The sequence below is a fragment of the Rhodococcus sp. NPDC059968 genome, from assembly GCF_042738615.1.
Taxonomy (GTDB): Bacteria; Actinomycetota; Actinomycetes; order Mycobacteriales; family Mycobacteriaceae; genus Rhodococcus_F.
The window spans coordinates 1-16,828 of record NZ_JBHWUE010000079.1; the positions used below are offsets into that span (position 1 = coordinate 1).

Here is a 16,828-nt window from a genome sequence, read left to right on the forward strand (position 1 = left end):
GTCGGCCTCGGCGAGCAGCACGTTCATGTGCCCGGGCATCCGGCCGGCGACCGGGTGAATGGCGTACTTGACCTCGACACCCTTCGACTCGAGCATCTTCGCCATGTCCTTGACCGCGTGCTGGGCCTGCGCCACCGCCAACCCGTAGCCGGGGACCACGATCACCTGATTGGCGTACGCCATCTGGATCGCCGCGTCCGCCGCCGAGGTGGACTTCGCCGTCTTCGCGGCGGTGTCCCCGACCGCCGCCGCGACGCCGCCGCCACCGAACCCGCCGGCCACGATCGCCGGGATGGACCGGTTCATCGCCTTCGCCATCAGGTTGGTCAGGATCGAACCCGACGCACCGACGATCATGCCGGCCACGATCATCGCCTGATTATTCAAGGCCAGACCGGCGGCCGCGGCGGACAGACCGGTGAGCGCGTTGAGCAGGGAGATCACGACGGGCATGTCGGCGCCGCCGATCGGCAGCACCACCATCAACCCGAGCACCGCCGCCAGCACCAGCACACCGACGATCCACCACCCGCTGGTGGGTCCGGTCGGGTCGATCGCCTTGATCCCGATGATCACCGCCAACGCGACGGCCCCGATCAGCAGCACCGCATTGAGCGGCTGCTGCAACCGGCCGATGCCGATCGGCCGGCCCGGCAACGTTTCCTGCAGCTTGAGGAACGCGATCACCGAACCCCAGAAGGAGATCGACCCGATGATCGCCGCGAACAGCGACGCGATGACGATGTGCACCGTCGGCGACTCACCGTGCGCAAACGCGGTGAACCCGTCCGAGTCCAGGAATTCGGCGTACGCGATGAGGGCGACGGTGCCGCCGCCGACACCGTTGAACAACGCCACCAGCTGCGGCATCGCGGTCATCTTCGTCCGCAACGCCGGCGGCACCCCCAACACCACACCGATCACCAGACCGGCGACGATCAGCACCCAGTTGGAGGTGTCGCGGATCGCGATCAGGGTCGCCACCACCGCGACGACCATGCCGGCCGCGGCGATCTGGTTACCGCGGACCGCGGTCTTCGGGCCGGTCAGGCCCATCAGACCGTAGATGAACATCGCGAACGCCACGATGTACAAAACGTTGACCAAATACTCCATCACCGATCACCCGCCTTCTCAGCAGCAACAGGTGCGGCGGGCTTGGACTTGAACATCGCCAGCATCCGGTCGGTGACCACGAAACCACCGACCACGTTGATCGTTCCGAAGACCAGGGCGACGAACAGGATCACCTGCAACCCCCACGGCGGGTCCTCGACCTTGCCGAGCACCACCAGCGCACCGAGGACGACGATGCCGTGGATGGCGTTCGTGCCCGACATCAGCGGGGTGTGCAACGTGTTCGGGACCTTCGAGATCACCGCGAACCCCACGAACCCGGACAGCACCAGGATCGCGATGTTCGCCAACAATTCGGTATACATCTACGACACCTCCCGATGACCGGCGGCATCGAGGTCGTCGCCGTGTTCGTCGATGTACTCGAAGAACTCATACGTCCGTCTGGGCACCATCACGTGGTCGAGGAACACCACCAGCGGTGTCGCGAGCATTCTGAAAAGTGTTGTGATCATGAAGGTTCCTTGGTGTCGCGGGTGACGCAGGCGGCGGCGAGGACCTCGTCCGAGAAATCGGGGGCCAGCGCCCCGTCGACGAGCATCAGCTCGAGCAGCGCGGAGATGTTCTTCGAGTACAGCTCCGAGGCGTGCTCGGGCATGCTCGCGGGCAGGTTCAGCGGCGAGCAGATCGTCACCCCGTGCTTGACGACGGTCTGACCCGGTTCGGTGAGCTCGCAGTTGCCGCCGGTCTCGCCGGCCAGGTCGACCACCACGGAGCCGGGCTTCATGCCCTCCACCGCGGCGGCGGTCACCAGGGGGGGTGCCGGGCGGCCCGGCACCAGGGCGGTGGTGATGACCACGTCGAAGCCCTTGATCGCGTCCTCGAGCGCCTGCTGCTGCTGCGCCCGCTCCGCCTCGGTCAGCTCGCGGGCGTAGCCGCCCTCACCGGCGGCGTCGATCCCCAGATCGAGCCACTGGGCACCGACCGAGCGGACCTGGTCGGCGACCTCCGGGCGCACGTCGTAGCCGGTGGCCCGGCCACCGAGACGCTTCGCCGTGGCCAGGGCCTGCAGGCCGGCGACACCGACGCCGAGCACCAGCACCGTGGCCGGCTTGACGGTGCCCGCGGCGGTGGTGAGCATCGGGAAGAACCGGGTCGACTCCGACGCCGCGAGCAGCACCGACTTGTACCCGGACACGTTCGCCTGCGACGACAGCGCGTCCATCACCTGGGCGCGGGAAATCCGCGGGATCGCCTCCACCGCGAACGCCTGCACCCCCGGCAGACTTCAGCGCGGCGACCTGATTGTCCTGGTTGCGGGGGGCGAGGAACCCGATCAGGGTCTGACCGGCATGCAACCGGCCCACTTCCTCGTCCGACGGCGGGGCGACCTTGACGATCACGTCCGCCGACCACGGGTCGGCGATGGCGGCTCCTGCCAATTTGTACGACTCGTCCGGGATCAGCGCGCCCAACCCGGCACCCGACTCGACCACCACGTCGACACCCTTGGCGATCAACGACGCCACGACCTTCGGCACCAACGCCACCCGACGCTCACCCACGCCCGACTCCCGAACGACGCCGACCGTCGGGTGGGGCGCTGCCTCACCGCGCGATCCCAAATCTCCGGTTCTCAATCTTCTGACTCCTGCGTTGAATCGACACCGCACCACGATCAGCGGTGGGCTTGGTTGCACTGAGGATTGGGTGGCGCCCGGTAAGGGATCGTGGCCGTTGGGTTGGCGTAGTCCCGGCTTCATCGCGCCAGGAGAACGCTTGCCAGTTGGCGCGTGAGTCCGACCCGGCGTTGGTTCGGCGGGGCACCACCACCGTCCTCAACCCCCACCGCGAGGAAGTAGTCGCCCGGTATAGCCAAATCCGCAGACTGGCCGAACAAATGAACAGCGCCGACGGTGAGATTGCCCCGCCAAATTCGTGGACTCGAGGGGTTGGTGCAGCAGCAACCGACCGCGGCATAGGCGCAGCGCCCCAAGTCGGGTCCTTGGCCCGCTGCAAATCTCATGCCGTCGACACTTCCTCCTCTTCCGCCGCCCACATGCCCTGGCTCTCTAGGCTTGCAATAAACCTATCGGCACCCCGCAGGATGTGTTCGCGCATCAGTGAGCTCGCGATCTTTACCCTGCGCTTCTTCAGCGCCTCTAGAATTGCGGGGTGATCGTGCAGCACGCAGTCCACCCGACCCTCGATGCTGTTGTAGAACCGGTTCGGCAATTGCTGCACGATCGATCCCAGCAGAGTGGCGAGTCGACGCGAGTCGGACGCGAGGTTGATCGTCCGATGGAATTCGTGGCCGAGCGCAATCACCTTCTCCTTGTCGCCCGCATCCACTGCCTGATGATGTTGCTCCACCACATCCGAAAGATGTTTGAGCTGCTCGGCAGAAATTTCGCGTGCGACACGATATGCCAATTCGCCGGCTAACGCCGCCTGGGCCCAGAAGAGGTCCCTTACATCCTGCCGTGTGATGGAGGCAACCATGAACCCGCGACGCGGCACAAGCACGACCAAGCCCTCACCGCGAAGAAGAAGCAGGCCCTCGCGCACCGGTGTATTGCTTACGCCGACTGCTTCGGCGATCGGCTCAGTCCGGAGGAACTCACCGGGCGGGACCTTCCCTGAAATGATGAGCTCTCGTACGTAGGTGGCGACATCCTCAGAAAGCTGCCGGCGCTGGAAGTTCGCCACGCGACCCAGCTCATGGGAAGTGGGTTCCATGTATGATTCCTTTCCGCATGGCACTTCTGCGCAAGTAGACTGGTGCCGGCACGCCAAGCTGAACTAGGATGTCCTCGTCCGATCCGCATCCGAAGCCCGGCCCAGCGCAGGGCGAAGGCCAGTATCCGATTAGAATGCTCTGGATTCGAGTTCTGCATTGTCACAGCCTCTCTTGCGGAACACAGTTCGCACCTCGGGCGACAACTGCATCCCCGAGGTGCTGCTAAGCCATCACGCCATACCGCAGCATTTCCTGCGGAGCGAACTGTCCGTTGAGGCCTTGTAGCCGAAACTGCACAAAGAGAGGCTTGCCTGCTCCGAGTCAGGGTTCAGTTCTTCAACTTCGATGAGCGGGACAGGACGAACTCCGGGTCCTTATCCAACTTGCCGACCTTCTTCGCGCCGCCTGGTAGCTCAACACCCTCGAAGAAGTCCTTGTTCGCCTGCGTGTACGAATGCCACTCAGCTGGAACCTCGTCCACATAGAAGATGGCCTCCATCGGACAGATGGCCTCGCAGGCGCCGCAGTCGATGCACTCCTCAGGGTTGATGTACATCATCCTGTTGCCTTCGTAAATGCAGTCGACCGGGCACTCCCGGATACACGACTTGTCCATGATGTCGACGCAAGGTTCTGCGATTACGTAGGCCATCTCTATTTCCCTTCTCCGACAACGGCGCTTCCGCTGAGTTCAAGCATGTCTGCGGTTCGGTGGATCTTGGTACGGGTCCGCCCCACCGACTCCCCAAGAGCGATCTCACCGGCATCGATCTGTTGCCAGCCGCTCCAAGTCACCACGGATACTCCGCGATCCAGGAGCGTGCTCGTGACGCCGTCGGGGTCCGGATCTGGCGCGGGAGCGAGGGTAGGGAGGTCTTCGATGACCTTCTCGACGGTCTCGACCGCATCAGCCTTGTTGGTTCCGATCACACCGCTCGGACCCCGCTTGATCCAGCCCGTTACGTACTTTCCATCGAGTACAGCACCGTGGTTCAGTATTCGTCCGGCTCTGTTCGGAATGACGCCGCGAGCCGGGTCAAATGGAATCCCTGAAATGGGAACACCTCTGTAGCCCACTGACCGAAGCACAAGTTGCGCGGACAACGCCTCAGTTTCACCCGATGCGAGGACCTGACCGGTGTCATCTAATTCAGTGCGTTCAAATTTCACGCCTTCCACAACCGAGGTCCCAACAATTTCGGTTGGTGCACGAAAGAACCTGATGTGGATCCGTCGAGGGCGCCCCTGCGGAACACGCGCTGCACACGCATGTAGGAAGTCATAGTTGCGGCGTAGGTTGCGGTTGCGGTTGATCGCTTCTTCGTTGGCCTCATCAAGTTCCAGATCCTCGCCGTGGACGATCACGTCAGCATTGGCGAGGTCGCCAAGCTCGGCGAGTTCTTTGGTAGTGAACCGGGCATGGACGGGGCCTCGGCGGCCTACCAGATGAATGTCCTCGATCGAACTTTGGTCGAGCACATCCAAAACATGGCTTGGCATATCTGTGTGTCTAAGGTCGCCCGGGGTCTTCGCGAGGATGCGAGTGACATCGACGGCTACATTTCCATGCCCAATCACGGCAGCACTCGTCGCGTCGAGCGTAAAGCGGCCGATTTCGCTTTCGGGATGTCCGCTGTACCAGCTCACGAATTCAGTCGCAGAGTAACTTCCGTGCAAGTCTTCACCGCAGATCTCAAGCCGCCGGTCGGTAGAGGCCCCGTTGGCGACGACTACTGCGTCATAGAATCGATCCAGATCGTCGACAGTCAGATCCCGACCGATATGAACATTGCCGAGAAAACGAACATTCGGCCGTTCCAGTACTCGTTTCAGTGCGTTGACCGCGGACTTGGTCTTCAGATGATCCGGAGCGACGCCATACCGAACCAGTCCGTACGGCGAGGGAAGCCTCTCCAACACATCCACACAGACGTTGCTTGCCTGGGCCAACTCATCCGCTGCGTACAGGCCTGATGGGCCGGCCCCAATTACGGCAACACGCTGGATCCTGCTCATCACAGCCCCCTCCCGCCATGAGCAAGGAACGAGGTGTGCCGAGCAAGGTGGGAAAGAGCTCGGACCGCTCGGTTGGGATCGGTATATGTCGGTATACCCAGCTTTAGAAGCTTCTGACGTGGGCGCCCGCTACCACCGGTCCACGAAACAGCAAACGGCTTATGCGTAGCCGCATAGGCCCGTCGAAGGCACTCGACGATCTCCTCCGATCCCCGGTCGGCATTTCCGAGAACGACCAAGACCATGTCAGTCCGGTCATCGCGGCCCACTGAATCGAGCACGGCCGCAAGCATTGCTGGGTCGTTGAGCAGTGCACCGGTCAGGTCCAACGGATTGGCAGAGGAGCCAAAGGCCGGAAGGATTGTTGCCATGTGCTTGCGTGCTTCGCCGTTCCACTCTTCGACAGCGAGACCTGCCTCGACAGCCGCGTCCGTTGCAAGCGCAGCGGCCCCGCCGCTAAGGGTGACAATCGTTAGACGCCTGCCGGCGCAGCGTCTTTCGGGACAAAAGACGAGCACCGCATCGACGGCGTCCTCCATACCGTCAACCCGAACGAGCCCGTAGCGGCGAACTATGTCTTCGAACTCTGAGTCGATACCCGCCAGCGATGCTGTGTGCGCGGCGACGGCCCGCCGTCCCTCGCTCGACCGGCCCGCTTTCAGCACGATGACCGGCTTGGCGCTATCAAGGGCAGTCTGGGCTGCGCGTACGAGGAGTGCAGGATCGCGTAGGCCCTCGATGTGGCCAATGGCCATGCGGACATCGTCTCGTCGCAAGAGGTTCAGTAGTACCTCTGGGACGGTCACGTCTGACTCGTTGCCGGTATTGGCGAAATACCGGACTCCGGCTCCACACGCTACGAGAGTGCTGTAGATGAATGAGCCGACCGCACCGCTTTGGCTGACGAGACCGATAGGATCGTCAGAGACGTCCGAGGCCTCATCGAATGCCGATGAGAACGTCGCGAATGTGCTGGTTGGAACAGCAAAAGCTCCCAAGCAGTTGGGTCCGATCACCCTCAGCGAGGTCGTACTGACGATCCGGTCCAGCTCTCGTTGCAACGCGTTGGCATCAGCTCCCCCGATCTCGGAGAAGCCGGACGCAAACACCACGGCGATGCCGACCCCGGCGGATGCGCATTCGATCAAAGCCGCCGGAACCGATGCTGCTGGGGTCACAACAAGAGCGAGGTCCACCGGCACGCCGATATCGGTCAAGCTTCGAAACGCAGGGACGCCTTGGACGACCTCCCGATTGGCGTTGACAGGATAGATTTTGCCGGCGAACCCGAATCGCCTGAGGTAGTCGAGCGGGCGACCGGAGATCTTGGCCGGGTCATCCGATGCACCGATGATTGCGATGCTTCGAGGCTCGAACAGCAGCTCATCAACGAGCCGTTCAGTTTGGATAAGCATGGTTGTCCTCAGGATTCAACTGTTTCGGGCTGGGTCACGATTCGAGGGGGACGAAGCGGGGTGCGCGGCGCTCGCGGTGGGCCGCCACGCCTTCCTTGACGTCGGGCCCACCAAAGCCAAGGAACTCCAAACCCAGTGAGGCTTCGAAGAGGGGGCCCTGCGCGCGGTACCAGTTGTTGAGGGAATGCTTGGTCCAGCGGATAGCATCCTGGGCGCCGTGGCTCATATCGTTCGCGATCGCGCGAGCGGTCTCGAGGAGAATCTCGTCCCCTACGCTAAGCGACACCAGCCCTGCCCGCTCAGCATCGATACCCGAAAGCTCTTTGCAGGTAAGCAGGTAATACTTGGCTTTCGCCATCCCGCAAAGCAGCGGCCAGCACATCGCGGCGTGGTCGCCCGAGGCGACGCCGAGGCGGGTGTGCCCGTCGATGATTCGAGCGGTGTGGGCGGCCACAGAGATGTCAGCAAGGAGCGCGACCACCAAACCCGCACCTACGGCCGGGCCGTGGATGGCCGAGATGATCGGCTTGGAGCAGTTGATCACGTTGTAGAACAGGTCACGCGACTCGTGTAGCACGCGGAGCCTGACCGCGTAGTCCTCGATTTGCGCGTCGATCAGGTCGAAGCTTCCCCCTGCGGAGAAGGCCTTTCCTTCGCCCCTCACAAGCACTGCCCGAACGGCGGGATCCTTGTCGATCACCGGCCAGATCGCTGGCAGATCCGTGTGCTTAGCCTCATCGACGGCATTCAGCCCTGGTCCGTCAAAAACGACTTCAAGGACGCCCGGAAAGTGGTTCTCAAATCGTAGGCTCTTGAACTGCTCGTATTGCTTCAGCATGACATCCCTATCTGTTTATGCGCGTTCGAAGACGGCGGTCAGACCCTGGCCGCCTCCGATGCACATGGTTTCCAAGAAGTAGCGAGCATTTCGACGGTCGGCCTCGCGAAGCATCGTTGCGAGAATCCGAACGCCGGTCGCTCCGACGGGGTGGCCGAGCGAGATACCTGAGCCGTTCACGTTCAGCCTTGCGAAGTCGTCGCGACCGAATCCCCACGCAGTCGTGACGGCCAACGCCTGTGCAGCGAAGGCCTCATTCAGTTCGATCAGGTCCATCTGCGCGAGGGTGAGACCCGCGCGCCGAAGGGCCTTCTCGGTTGAGGGGACAGGGCCAATTCCCATTCGAGATGGGGTGACGCCAGCAGCTGCCCATGACACAAGCCGGGCCAGCGGCCGCAGTCCGAGAGAGTCTGCGCGGTCTCGCGTCGTGACGATGCACGCGGCCGCACCGTCGTTCTGCCCGCTGGAGTTACCTGCAGTCACAGTCGCTTCGGCGTCATGCTTGATCATGACGGGAGTGAGCTTAGCCAGCGCGGCTACACTGGCTTCTGGGCGTGGATGCTCGTCGGACGACACAACCGTCGTTTCGCCGCGCCGGCCGTGCACCGCAACTGGCACGATCTCGTAGCTGAACAGTCCACCTTGTGCAGCCGCTACAGCTCGCCGGTGCGATTCCACTGAGAACTCGTCCTGGGCCGCTCGACTTATCGAGTATTCTCTGCGGAGATTCTCAGCAGTCTCGAGCATCCCGCCAGGGACGGGGTATCGCCGCCCGCCGGCGGTTACACGACCGCGCCCTATTCGGTCCATTAGCGGTACCTGGTCGCCTCGGATGCCCCAGCGCAATCCGAGTGAGTAGTGTTCGGCTTGCGACATGCTCTCGACGCCGCCGGCGATGACAAGATCGGCCACACCCGTTTGGACTCGCATTGCCGCATCCAGGACCGCTTGGAGACCAGAACCACACCGGCGGTCGAGCTGAAGGCCTGGCACCTCCACCGGTAGCCCCGCGTCCAATAGAGCAACCCGGCCGATCGCTGGCGCCTCACCGTTCGGATAGCACTGGCCGAAGATCACATCGTCAATCTCAGCGCCGGAAACACCCGTTCGACTGAGCAGCTCTACGATTACAGCTGCGCCCAGATCGACGGCCGTCACGTCCCGGAGCGCACCGCCGTACTTGCCGACCGGCGTTCGGACCGGCTCACAGATCACAGCATCGCGCACACCGGCGCCGTTAGATCCCACGTCCACCACTCACCTCGAGGACTGCTCCACTCACATAGCTCGCGAGTGGAGATGCCAAGAACAGCACGGCATCTGCGACTTCACTTGCCGAACCCGCACGTCCGAGCGGCACTTCCGCCTCTTTCGCTGCGAAGATCTCTGGCTTCATCCTGAGCGTCATCGCGGTCCGAATCAGGCCTGGCTGGACCGCGTTGACTCGTACACCTGCTCCGCCGAGTTCCTTCGCGGCGGCTTTCGTGAGTCCGATCAGTCCAGCCTTCGCGGCGCTGTAGTTCGTCTGACCAGGATTTCCGATCTTGCCCGCCAAGGAGGACATGTTGATGATCGAACCCGAACCCCGCTCCCTCATTCGTGGAGAGACAGTCCGGATGCCGAGCCAGGCGCCCTTCAGGCTCACATCGACTACCGCGTCGAAGTCGGCCACGGACATTTTCGGCATGTACTTATCAATGTTGATGCCAGCGTTGTTGACCAGAACGTCGACAACACCAAAGCGGTCCAGACAGTGGGAAAGCAGCACCTCGTGACTGTCGATATTCGTCACGTCACAAGGGCAGAAGGTCACCCGCTCGCCATATTCGCCCATCGAGCTGGCAAGCTCGGCGAGGCGTTCCTCGTCCACATCAGCCATCACGACCGACGCGCCATTCTCGAGAAATCGCTGCGCTATTGCCTGCCCGATTCCCTGTCCAGCGCCGGTGACGATCGCTGCCTGACCGTCCAACAGGTTCATCTCATCTCGCCTTTCCGGGTGACACTTCATGACTGAGGTTCGACTTCAGTCTCAGTAAGACTTCGGGAGCCCGAGGACCTTCGTCGACACGTAGTTGAGGACCATCTCCTGGGAGATCGGTGCGATCTTGAGGAGTCGGGATTCGCGCCAGAATCTCTCGACGTGATACTCCTTCGAATAGGAGAACCCGCCGTGTGTTTGCAGTGCACGGTCACACGCCTCAAAGCCGGCCTCACTACCGAGGAACTTGGCTGCATTCGCCTCTGGGCCGCACGGCTGCTCGTCGTCGAACAGCGCGGCCGCATTCATTGCGACTACCTCGGCCGCGTGAAGACGTACCCACGAATCGGCAAGGGGATGGGCAACCGCCTGGTTCTTTCCGATCGGCCGGTCGAAAACCACCCGTGTGTTCGCGTAGTTGACGGCAAGGTCGAGAGCTGCACGTCCGAGACCTACTTGTTCCATCGCCACTACGATTCGCTCCGGGTTAAGCCCGTCGAGCAGGTAGTAGAAGCCTCGTCCTACTTCACCGACGACCTCATCGTCCGTAGCGATGAGTTCGTCGATGAACAACTCGTTGGAGTCGATGCACGACCGGCCGAGCTTCTCGATCTCCCGAATGACGACTTTCTCGCGATCGAGATCAGTGAAGAACAGTGTCATTCCGTCGAGCGGCCTTGCATCATCACGCGGAGATGTACGAGCAAGCAAGAGAATCCGCTGCGCGTTCTGAGCGTTCGTGATCCAAACCTTCTGACCGGTGATCGACCAACCTCCATCCACCTTGGTCGCCCGAGTGGTGATCCTCGAGGTGTCGACTCCGGCACCAGGCTCGGTCACCCCGAATGCCATGAGGAGCTTGCCTGCTGCAACGTCGGGGAGGTACTTGCGCTTCATCTCCTCCGACCCGTGGCGAAGGATCGGTCCGGGCGGGAAGATGTAAAAGTGGATTGCCGAGGCGCCTCCGGTACCGGCGCCCGAGGCCGCAACCTCATGAAGCATCACCGCGGACTCTGTAAGTCCGAGGCCCAGTCCGCCGTACTCCTCCGGAATCATCGCGCCGAGCCAGCCACCAGCGGCGAACGCATTCACGAACTCCCATGGGTACTCGCCGGTCTTGTCGTGCTCCCTCCAGTACTCGAGTCCAAATCGGTTCGCCAACTCACGGACCGTCTTCCTGATGAGATCCAGATCAGCCTCTGATGGGGTTTTCGGCATGCTTGAGTCCTTATTCGTGGATGGAGGGATCCGCAGCGAGACGCTGTGACCCCGTGTGGACGATGTCCGCGAGAGCGGGAATGCTCGTAATCGGCGTGGTGGGATCCAGCGCCGACAGGTCGCCCAGCGGCTGCCCGAGGTATTGCGCTCGAATAGTGCGCCGCATGGTCTTGCCGTTCTTGGTCTTCGGCAACGTTCGGACGTAGATGATGTCAGCAGGCGTAATGGCCTTGCCGATCTGCCCGGAGACACTCTCGTGCAACTCTGCCTGCGTGGGTTGGTATTGCTCATCCACAGCAACGGCAAACGCAACGATCTTCTGGCCTCGCATCGGATCTGGCACTCCGATTACCGCTGCGTCCACGATCCTGGCATCCGCGAGAATCGCGGTCTCGATTTCTGCGGGCCCGACGCGACGACCGGCAATCTTGATCGTGTCGTCGGAACGGCCTAATACCGACCAATATCCATCCTCGTCGACGAGCGCCAGGTCGCCATGCACCCACACTCCTTGGTGGGTCGACCAGTAGGTGTGCAGGTAACGCTCGTTGTCGTTCCAGAAGCCACTCGCCATCCCAGGCCATGTATTGAGGAGGGCAAGCTCGCCGACCTCGCCGGCCGTTGGAACACCCCGTTCATCGAGTACAGCGACGTCCATGCCAAGTAGCGGCCCGGAGAAGTTGGCCTCCCCCTGCGGCAAAGATGTGTAGCACGACAGAATGCCTCCTCCGACTTCGGTGCCGCCTGTGTAATTGAGTATCGGCAGGCGCGACTCTCCGACGGTCTCGTACAGCCACCGCCAAGAAGGCGAGTCCCACGCCTCGCCGGTCGAGGCAAACGCCCTCAATGAACCCAGGTTTGCGGTCGGCGGGGCACCGCCCGACTGAGCGATCAGCATGCGGGCGGCGGTCGGGGCAATCCCCTGCACAGTCACGCCGTTCCGCTCCACGATGTCCCAGAGGCGCGACGCGCTCGGATAGTTGGGCACACCTTCGATAAGTACGATCGTCGCGCCGAAGTGCAGGCCTCCAATGATCATGAGTGGACCCAGATTCCAACCCATATCAGCGATCCAGCCAAGGACATCGTCTTGTTGCATATCGAACGCGTAGCCGAAGTCGACCGCGGCTTTTGTAAGGTATCCGGCGTGTGAGTGGACGATGCCTTTCGGTTTGCCGGTCGTACCCGAGGTGTAGATGATCATCAACGGATCATTGGGATCGAGCTCCGTAGCGGCGACCGACTGGTGATTCCGTTCAAATGAGTCCCAGAACCGATCCCTATCCGGCGTCATGGGCACGGACGTCCCTGACGATCGAACAACCAGCACGTTGCGCACTTCGGCTGCATCCTGCAGGGCCTGGTCGACGATCGGCTTCAGTGCAACTGTCTTGCCGCGACGCGTGGTGGCGTCAGCGGTGATGACGACCACGGCACCGGAGTCGTGCAGCCGATTGGCGACCGCCTCCGACCCGTAGCCTGAGAATGTCGGAACGACGATCGCACCGATCCGGGCGCAGGCGAGGAAGGCAACTACGGCCTCGGGTATTACGGGGAGGAACAGGGCCACCCTGTCGCCCTTGATGACTCCCAACTCACTTAGCCCGTCGGCAATTCGAGAAACTTCCTCCGCGAGCTGTCGGTAGGTCAGCTGGCGGCGGTCGCCCGAATCAGCTTCGTAGATGACAGCCGCCTTGTCCCCGTTTGGACCGTCTGCATGCGCGTCCACGCAACTGTTGACGACGTTGAAGCCGCCGCCAACGAACCATCGAGCGAATTCCGGCCCCTCGGATTCATCCATGAGCTGCTCGTAGGGTGTCGTGAACCGAATTCCGAGATCCTCGAGAGCCGCCGGCCAGAACCATTCGGGGTCATCGACGGATGCCCTGTGCAGCTCTGTGATATCGGAATATCCCCACCTCCCCATGGCGGCCATCAACCGGCTGCGTGAGAGCTCGCGCTCAGATGGAAGCCAGACCGGGTTCGCGTGCGTACCGAACTGGGCAAGTCCCCTCATTTGCGTAGCGCCTCCAATTCCGTGACGGCCGTGCGGAAACGAATGTTCATCGATTCACGACCGAGTCACGTCGATACATGAGTGCTGCGCGCTGACAACTACAAATAGTCTCGTCGCGCTGGTTTATGCCCAGATGGCGCCAAGTGACGATCCCTGAATCCGTGCGACTCTTCGACTCACGCCGGCTCAGGATCTCGGTTACCACGTGAATCGTGTCCCCATGAAAGACCGGCTTCGGGAAGGTAACCTGCTCGAATCCCAGGTTCCCCAGAGTGGTGCCCTGGGTCGTATCAGGGACGGTGATCCCAGTTACGAGGCCAAGGATATAGATGCTGTTGACCAGGCGTTGACCGTAAATCGTTTCTTTGCTGTATTCCTCATCGAGATGTACCTGAGCCACATTCAACGTCAGTGCACAAAACAGCACGTTGTCCGTCTCGGTAACAGTTCGCCGTGTGCCGTGGTCGAAGACACGCCCTGGCTCGCACTCCTCGAAGTACAGCCCGGTCATCGCAGAACCGCCGACGTATCGTCGTTGGACTTCCGTGAGGTCAACGTCGCGTGAAGGTCCACTACCGCCTGAGCGGTCTTCACGTGCGCGTAGTCGATGTGTTGTCCCTCGTAGTCCACAGCGGCGATTCCGTCGCGTTCGGCCGCTTCGAAGGCCGCGATCATACCTTCGTAGAACTCAACTTCCGCGTCAGAGGGACTGAAGACCTCGTTGGCGATCTGGACATGCGATGGGTGGATCACGACCTGCCCGCGGAAGCCGAGGCGCCTGTTGTCGACCGCGAAGCGACGAGCGCCTTCGAGGTCGTGGACGTCTTGCCAGAGGCCGAACAATGGAAACTCACAGCCGGCGGCACGGGTTGCAAGGAGAGCTCGACTGCGCATGTACAGCGTCTCGAGCCCCTCGGGTGTGAACTGGAATCCGACAGAGCGTGCGACATCAGCATCGCGTGCCGTCCCGGCAAACAGCGTGGCATTTCGAGGCGAGGCGGCGATGAGCCGCTCACAGGATGCATATGCCTGCGCGGTTTCCAGTGCCAGGATGAACTCGAAATGACCGGACGGAACTCCGTTGCGCCGCTCGAAATGGGTCACGAGGGCATCGAAGTGGGCAATATCGACCTCGGTGAACGTCTTCGGCAGGACAAACCCGTCGAGCTGTTCGATCGCGATCACTTCCAGGTCGTCTCCCGTGAGCCCGCTGTCGAGAGCATTCAGCCTCGCGTACAGGCCGATGTCACTTCCAGACTGGCGTACCTCACGGACGGACTGGGCAACAGTGTGACGCGCCTCATCCTTGAGTGAGCTCGGGACCGAGTCCTCAAGGTCAAGTATCAGTGCGTCCGCACCGGATGCGATTCCCTTCGCGACCCAGGACTGTCGATGTCCGGGAACGAACAGGAGTGAGCGACTGAGTTTCACGATGCCTCCGAGGAAGTGAGCGTGTTGGCGTGTTGCGCGATGTCATCGGTGGGCTGGTTCTCCAGGGCCTGGAAAAGCGTGCCGGCCTCAAGGAGTTGCTGGACCTTTGGTTCCGAGAAGACGGTCACCGCAATCTGACGCGAGTGTTCTCCGATGCGAGGAACATCTGTCACACGCTTGGGCCTGCTTCCGGCAAATCGCCACGGCGCATGGACAAGTCGGGTTTGGTCCACGCCGGTAGTCATGAGATCCAGCGCTCCAGTCTGGGGGTGACCGACGACGTCCGCGAGGTTCAAGACCGGTGCAAACGGGATATCTGCGCCTGTGAGCAAGCGTCCCCACTTCACGCTGTCGCGCTGGCTGAAGACAGGTTCGAGAACTGCTCGCAACTCGAGGTAGTTCTCAACGCGATCTGAGTAGGTGAGAAACCGCGGGTCCGACTTGAGTTCTGGCTTGTCCACCAGATCCGCCAGCTGATGCCAAAACTTGTCGGACGAGGACAGATGGAGTGTAAGCCGTTCGCCATCGCCGGTCCTCAAGCAAAAGTTCTGGGCCTGCGGATGTCGAGATTCGCGCGTTGGCGGCACTCCGGTTTCGCCGAGCTGGGTGAGGGCGTCGATCGTGAGCGTCGAGACGGCCTCGAACATGGAAGTCTGAACTACCGTCCCGGCAGCGCCGTGACCGCGCGCGACGAGTCCGGCTAGCACACCTGTCGCCGCTACGATTCCGGTGATCAGGTCCGCAAGGCATGTCCCGGACAGTCTCGCGTCATCAGGGTCGTTCAGGATCGAGTACAGGCCGCCGAGACTCTGCCCAATGCTGTCGTACGCCGGCCGCTGAACCAGTGGGCCAACCTCGCCGAAGCCAGTCACTGATGTGTAGACAAGCCTCGGATTTTCTGTCAAACACGCCGCAGAACCGAGTCCGAGCGCTTCGAGCTTCCCGGGTCGGACATTTTCGATGAATACGTCCGAGGTCCGTACAAGCAGTTTTACCAGCTCAACGCCGTCCGCTTGTTTCAGATCGACTGCAACGCTCTTCTTCCCGGCGTTGTACTGGGCGAAGTACGGACTTGCGTGATCAACACCGCGCCGAAACGCGTCCCCACCTTCTGGATGTTCAATCTTGATCACCTCCGCGCCCAGGCTGCACAAGATCGAACTCGCGTACGGTGCGGCGATGTATCCACCAACCTCGAGAACCCGAACACCACTGAGGGGCGAACTGTCACGCGCGCGGGTTGACGCCTGGTCCGCTTTTCGGCCGCTCATAGCGTCGTCGCCATTCCGCCGTCGACGGGCAGAACTGTCCCGGTAACGTATGCGCCAGCGCGGGAGGCCAGGTAGATCGCCGCTCCCGCCATATCGCTGTCATCAACGAATCGCTTGGTCCGGGCCGCACCGAGCACCTCATCCGCACCCTTCGCTGCCACCGTTGCTTGCGTCATCTTGCTCAGGTACATCCCTGGTGCGATCACATTTACGGTCACGTGCCGATCCGCCAGCTCGCGAGCGAGATGTCGACTCAAGTGGTGCACAGCGGCCTTCGACGCGGAGTAGGCGTAGGTCTCGTGAGCAGGGACGTGCAGACCGTCGATCGATCCAATATTGATCACACGCGCGGGACTATCCATGGTTGCCCCTTCGCTCAACAACGGCAGAAGTCCTCGGATCAGGAAGAACGTCCCTTTGACATTCAAGTCGAAGACCTTGTCCCACCCGTTCTCTGGGTAGTCAATCAACGGCGCGGCCCAAAGCGCGCCAGCATTGTTGATCACAACGTCCAGAGACTTCTCCCTCACAGACAATTCATCGACGAGCCCCTCACAGCCGGCATACGTCCCCAGGTCGGCCGACAACGGGATACACTCGCCGATGTTGGCCAGCTCGTCCGCCGTCGCCTTGCATGCGTCGTAGTCGCGTGAGCAAACGTAGACTCTCGCACCGGCCGACACGAAGGCCTTGGCGAGCCCGCGTCCAATTCCGCGGCCGCCTCCCGTTACCAACACGGTCTTACCGCGTACGTCGAACAACGCGTCTGTCGGCACGGCATCCTCCCTTGAATCTTGTTCCTGCATATGCTTCGTCACCTACGT

At 61.8% G+C, this 16,828-nt stretch carries 16 protein-coding genes and 1 pseudogene; all 17 read right to left on the reverse strand.

Annotated features, from left to right (window positions below):
* Nucleotides 1–1,116: NAD(P)(+) transhydrogenase (Re/Si-specific) subunit beta (locus ACFWAY_RS39915; RefSeq protein ID WP_378514480.1), on the reverse strand; the 1,116-nt coding region annotated here is incomplete at its 3' end.
* Nucleotides 1,116–1,442, reverse strand: coding sequence for an NAD(P) transhydrogenase subunit alpha (locus ACFWAY_RS39920; RefSeq protein WP_378514444.1), 327 nt, complete (start codon nucleotides 1,440–1,442; stop codon nucleotides 1,116–1,118). The genes ACFWAY_RS39920 and ACFWAY_RS39915, both read right to left, overlap by 1 nt.
* On the reverse strand, nucleotides 1,443–1,592 hold the full coding sequence (locus tag ACFWAY_RS39925; RefSeq protein ID WP_378514445.1) for a hypothetical protein: 150 nt from the start codon (nucleotides 1,590–1,592) through the stop codon (nucleotides 1,443–1,445).
* Nucleotides 1,589–2,702: pseudogene (locus tag ACFWAY_RS39930) on the reverse strand (Re/Si-specific NAD(P)(+) transhydrogenase subunit alpha). Before ACFWAY_RS39930 ends, ACFWAY_RS39925 begins: the two are co-directional and overlap by 4 nt.
* A 397-nt stretch (nucleotides 2,703–3,099) precedes the next feature.
* Nucleotides 3,100–3,816: a GntR family transcriptional regulator gene (locus ACFWAY_RS39935; protein WP_378514446.1), complete on the reverse strand. Its 717-nt coding sequence runs from the start codon at nucleotides 3,814–3,816 to the stop codon at nucleotides 3,100–3,102.
* Nucleotides 3,817–4,145: 329 nt separating this feature from the next.
* A complete protein-coding gene (gene fdxA / locus ACFWAY_RS39940) occupies nucleotides 4,146–4,469 on the reverse strand; it encodes a ferredoxin (protein WP_378514447.1) in 324 nt (107 codons plus the stop codon).
* Nucleotides 4,470–4,471: 2 nt separating this feature from the next.
* Complete coding sequence (locus ACFWAY_RS39945) at nucleotides 4,472–5,833, reverse strand: FAD-dependent oxidoreductase (protein WP_378514448.1); 1,362 nt, start codon at nucleotides 5,831–5,833, stop codon at nucleotides 4,472–4,474.
* Nucleotides 5,833–7,248: an acetate--CoA ligase family protein gene (locus tag ACFWAY_RS39950; RefSeq protein ID WP_378514449.1), complete on the reverse strand. Its 1,416-nt coding sequence runs from the start codon at nucleotides 7,246–7,248 to the stop codon at nucleotides 5,833–5,835. The genes ACFWAY_RS39945 and ACFWAY_RS39950 overlap by 1 nt, the downstream gene beginning before the upstream one ends.
* Nucleotides 7,249–7,282: 34 nt before the next feature.
* Nucleotides 7,283–8,086, reverse strand: a complete 804-nt coding sequence (locus ACFWAY_RS39955) for an enoyl-CoA hydratase/isomerase family protein (protein WP_378514450.1) — start codon at nucleotides 8,084–8,086, stop codon at nucleotides 7,283–7,285.
* A gap of 15 nt (nucleotides 8,087–8,101) precedes the next feature.
* Nucleotides 8,102–9,313: an acetyl-CoA C-acetyltransferase gene (locus tag ACFWAY_RS39960; protein WP_378514451.1), complete on the reverse strand. Its 1,212-nt coding sequence runs from the start codon at nucleotides 9,311–9,313 to the stop codon at nucleotides 8,102–8,104.
* 10 nt (nucleotides 9,314–9,323) lie between these two features.
* Nucleotides 9,324–10,067, reverse strand: coding sequence for a 3-oxoacyl-ACP reductase FabG (gene fabG / locus ACFWAY_RS39965; RefSeq protein ID WP_378514452.1), 744 nt, complete (start codon nucleotides 10,065–10,067; stop codon nucleotides 9,324–9,326).
* 51 nt (nucleotides 10,068–10,118) lie between these two features.
* On the reverse strand, nucleotides 10,119–11,285 hold the full coding sequence (locus ACFWAY_RS39970) for an acyl-CoA dehydrogenase family protein (protein WP_378514453.1): 1,167 nt from the start codon (nucleotides 11,283–11,285) through the stop codon (nucleotides 10,119–10,121).
* 10 nt (nucleotides 11,286–11,295) lie between these two features.
* The gene (locus ACFWAY_RS39975) at nucleotides 11,296–13,302 is read right to left on the reverse strand and encodes an AMP-binding protein (protein ID WP_378514454.1); all 2,007 of its coding nucleotides are present in this window, start codon (nucleotides 13,300–13,302) and stop codon (nucleotides 11,296–11,298) included.
* Between the two features lie 46 nt (nucleotides 13,303–13,348).
* Complete coding sequence (locus ACFWAY_RS39980) at nucleotides 13,349–13,813, reverse strand: MaoC family dehydratase (protein WP_378514455.1); 465 nt, start codon at nucleotides 13,811–13,813, stop codon at nucleotides 13,349–13,351.
* Entirely contained in the window at nucleotides 13,810–14,733 is a 924-nt protein-coding gene (locus ACFWAY_RS39985) for an HpcH/HpaI aldolase/citrate lyase family protein (protein WP_378514456.1), read from the reverse strand. The genes ACFWAY_RS39980 and ACFWAY_RS39985 overlap by 4 nt, the downstream gene beginning before the upstream one ends.
* Nucleotides 14,730–16,004, reverse strand: a complete 1,275-nt coding sequence (locus tag ACFWAY_RS39990; RefSeq protein ID WP_378514457.1) for a CaiB/BaiF CoA transferase family protein — start codon at nucleotides 16,002–16,004, stop codon at nucleotides 14,730–14,732. Before ACFWAY_RS39990 ends, ACFWAY_RS39985 begins: the two co-directional genes overlap by 4 nt.
* Nucleotides 16,001–16,822 (reverse strand): SDR family oxidoreductase, encoded by an 822-nt coding sequence (locus tag ACFWAY_RS39995; RefSeq protein ID WP_378514458.1) that lies wholly within the window; start codon nucleotides 16,820–16,822, stop codon nucleotides 16,001–16,003. Before ACFWAY_RS39995 ends, ACFWAY_RS39990 begins: the two co-directional genes overlap by 4 nt.
* Nucleotides 16,823–16,828 lie beyond the last annotated feature (6 nt).

Bases quoted from the DNA above. Each gene is read 5' to 3' on its own strand.
- ACFWAY_RS39975 (WP_378514454.1), bottom strand. From the start codon at position 13,302: ATGAGGGGACTTGCCCAGTTCGGTACGCACGCGAACCCGGTCTGGCTT.
- ACFWAY_RS39935 (WP_378514446.1), bottom strand. From the start codon at position 3,816: ATGGAACCCACTTCCCATGAGCTGGGTCGCGTGGCGAACTTCCAGCGC.
- ACFWAY_RS39980 (WP_378514455.1), bottom strand. From the start codon at position 13,813: ATGACCGGGCTGTACTTCGAGGAGTGCGAGCCAGGGCGTGTCTTCGAC.
- ACFWAY_RS39990 (WP_378514457.1), bottom strand. From the start codon at position 16,004: ATGAGCGGCCGAAAAGCGGACCAGGCGTCAACCCGCGCGCGTGACAGT.
- ACFWAY_RS39950 (WP_378514449.1), bottom strand. From the start codon at position 7,248: ATGCTTATCCAAACTGAACGGCTCGTTGATGAGCTGCTGTTCGAGCCT.
- ACFWAY_RS39970 (WP_378514453.1), bottom strand. From the start codon at position 11,285: ATGCCGAAAACCCCATCAGAGGCTGATCTGGATCTCATCAGGAAGACG.
- fdxA (WP_378514447.1), bottom strand. From the start codon at position 4,469: ATGGCCTACGTAATCGCAGAACCTTGCGTCGACATCATGGACAAGTCG.
- ACFWAY_RS39955 (WP_378514450.1), bottom strand. From the start codon at position 8,086: ATGCTGAAGCAATACGAGCAGTTCAAGAGCCTACGATTTGAGAACCAC.
- ACFWAY_RS39920 (WP_378514444.1), bottom strand. From the start codon at position 1,442: ATGTATACCGAATTGTTGGCGAACATCGCGATCCTGGTGCTGTCCGGG.
- ACFWAY_RS39925 (WP_378514445.1), bottom strand. From the start codon at position 1,592: ATGATCACAACACTTTTCAGAATGCTCGCGACACCGCTGGTGGTGTTC.
- ACFWAY_RS39945 (WP_378514448.1), bottom strand. From the start codon at position 5,833: ATGAGCAGGATCCAGCGTGTTGCCGTAATTGGGGCCGGCCCATCAGGC.
- fabG (WP_378514452.1), bottom strand. From the start codon at position 10,067: ATGAACCTGTTGGACGGTCAGGCAGCGATCGTCACCGGCGCTGGACAG.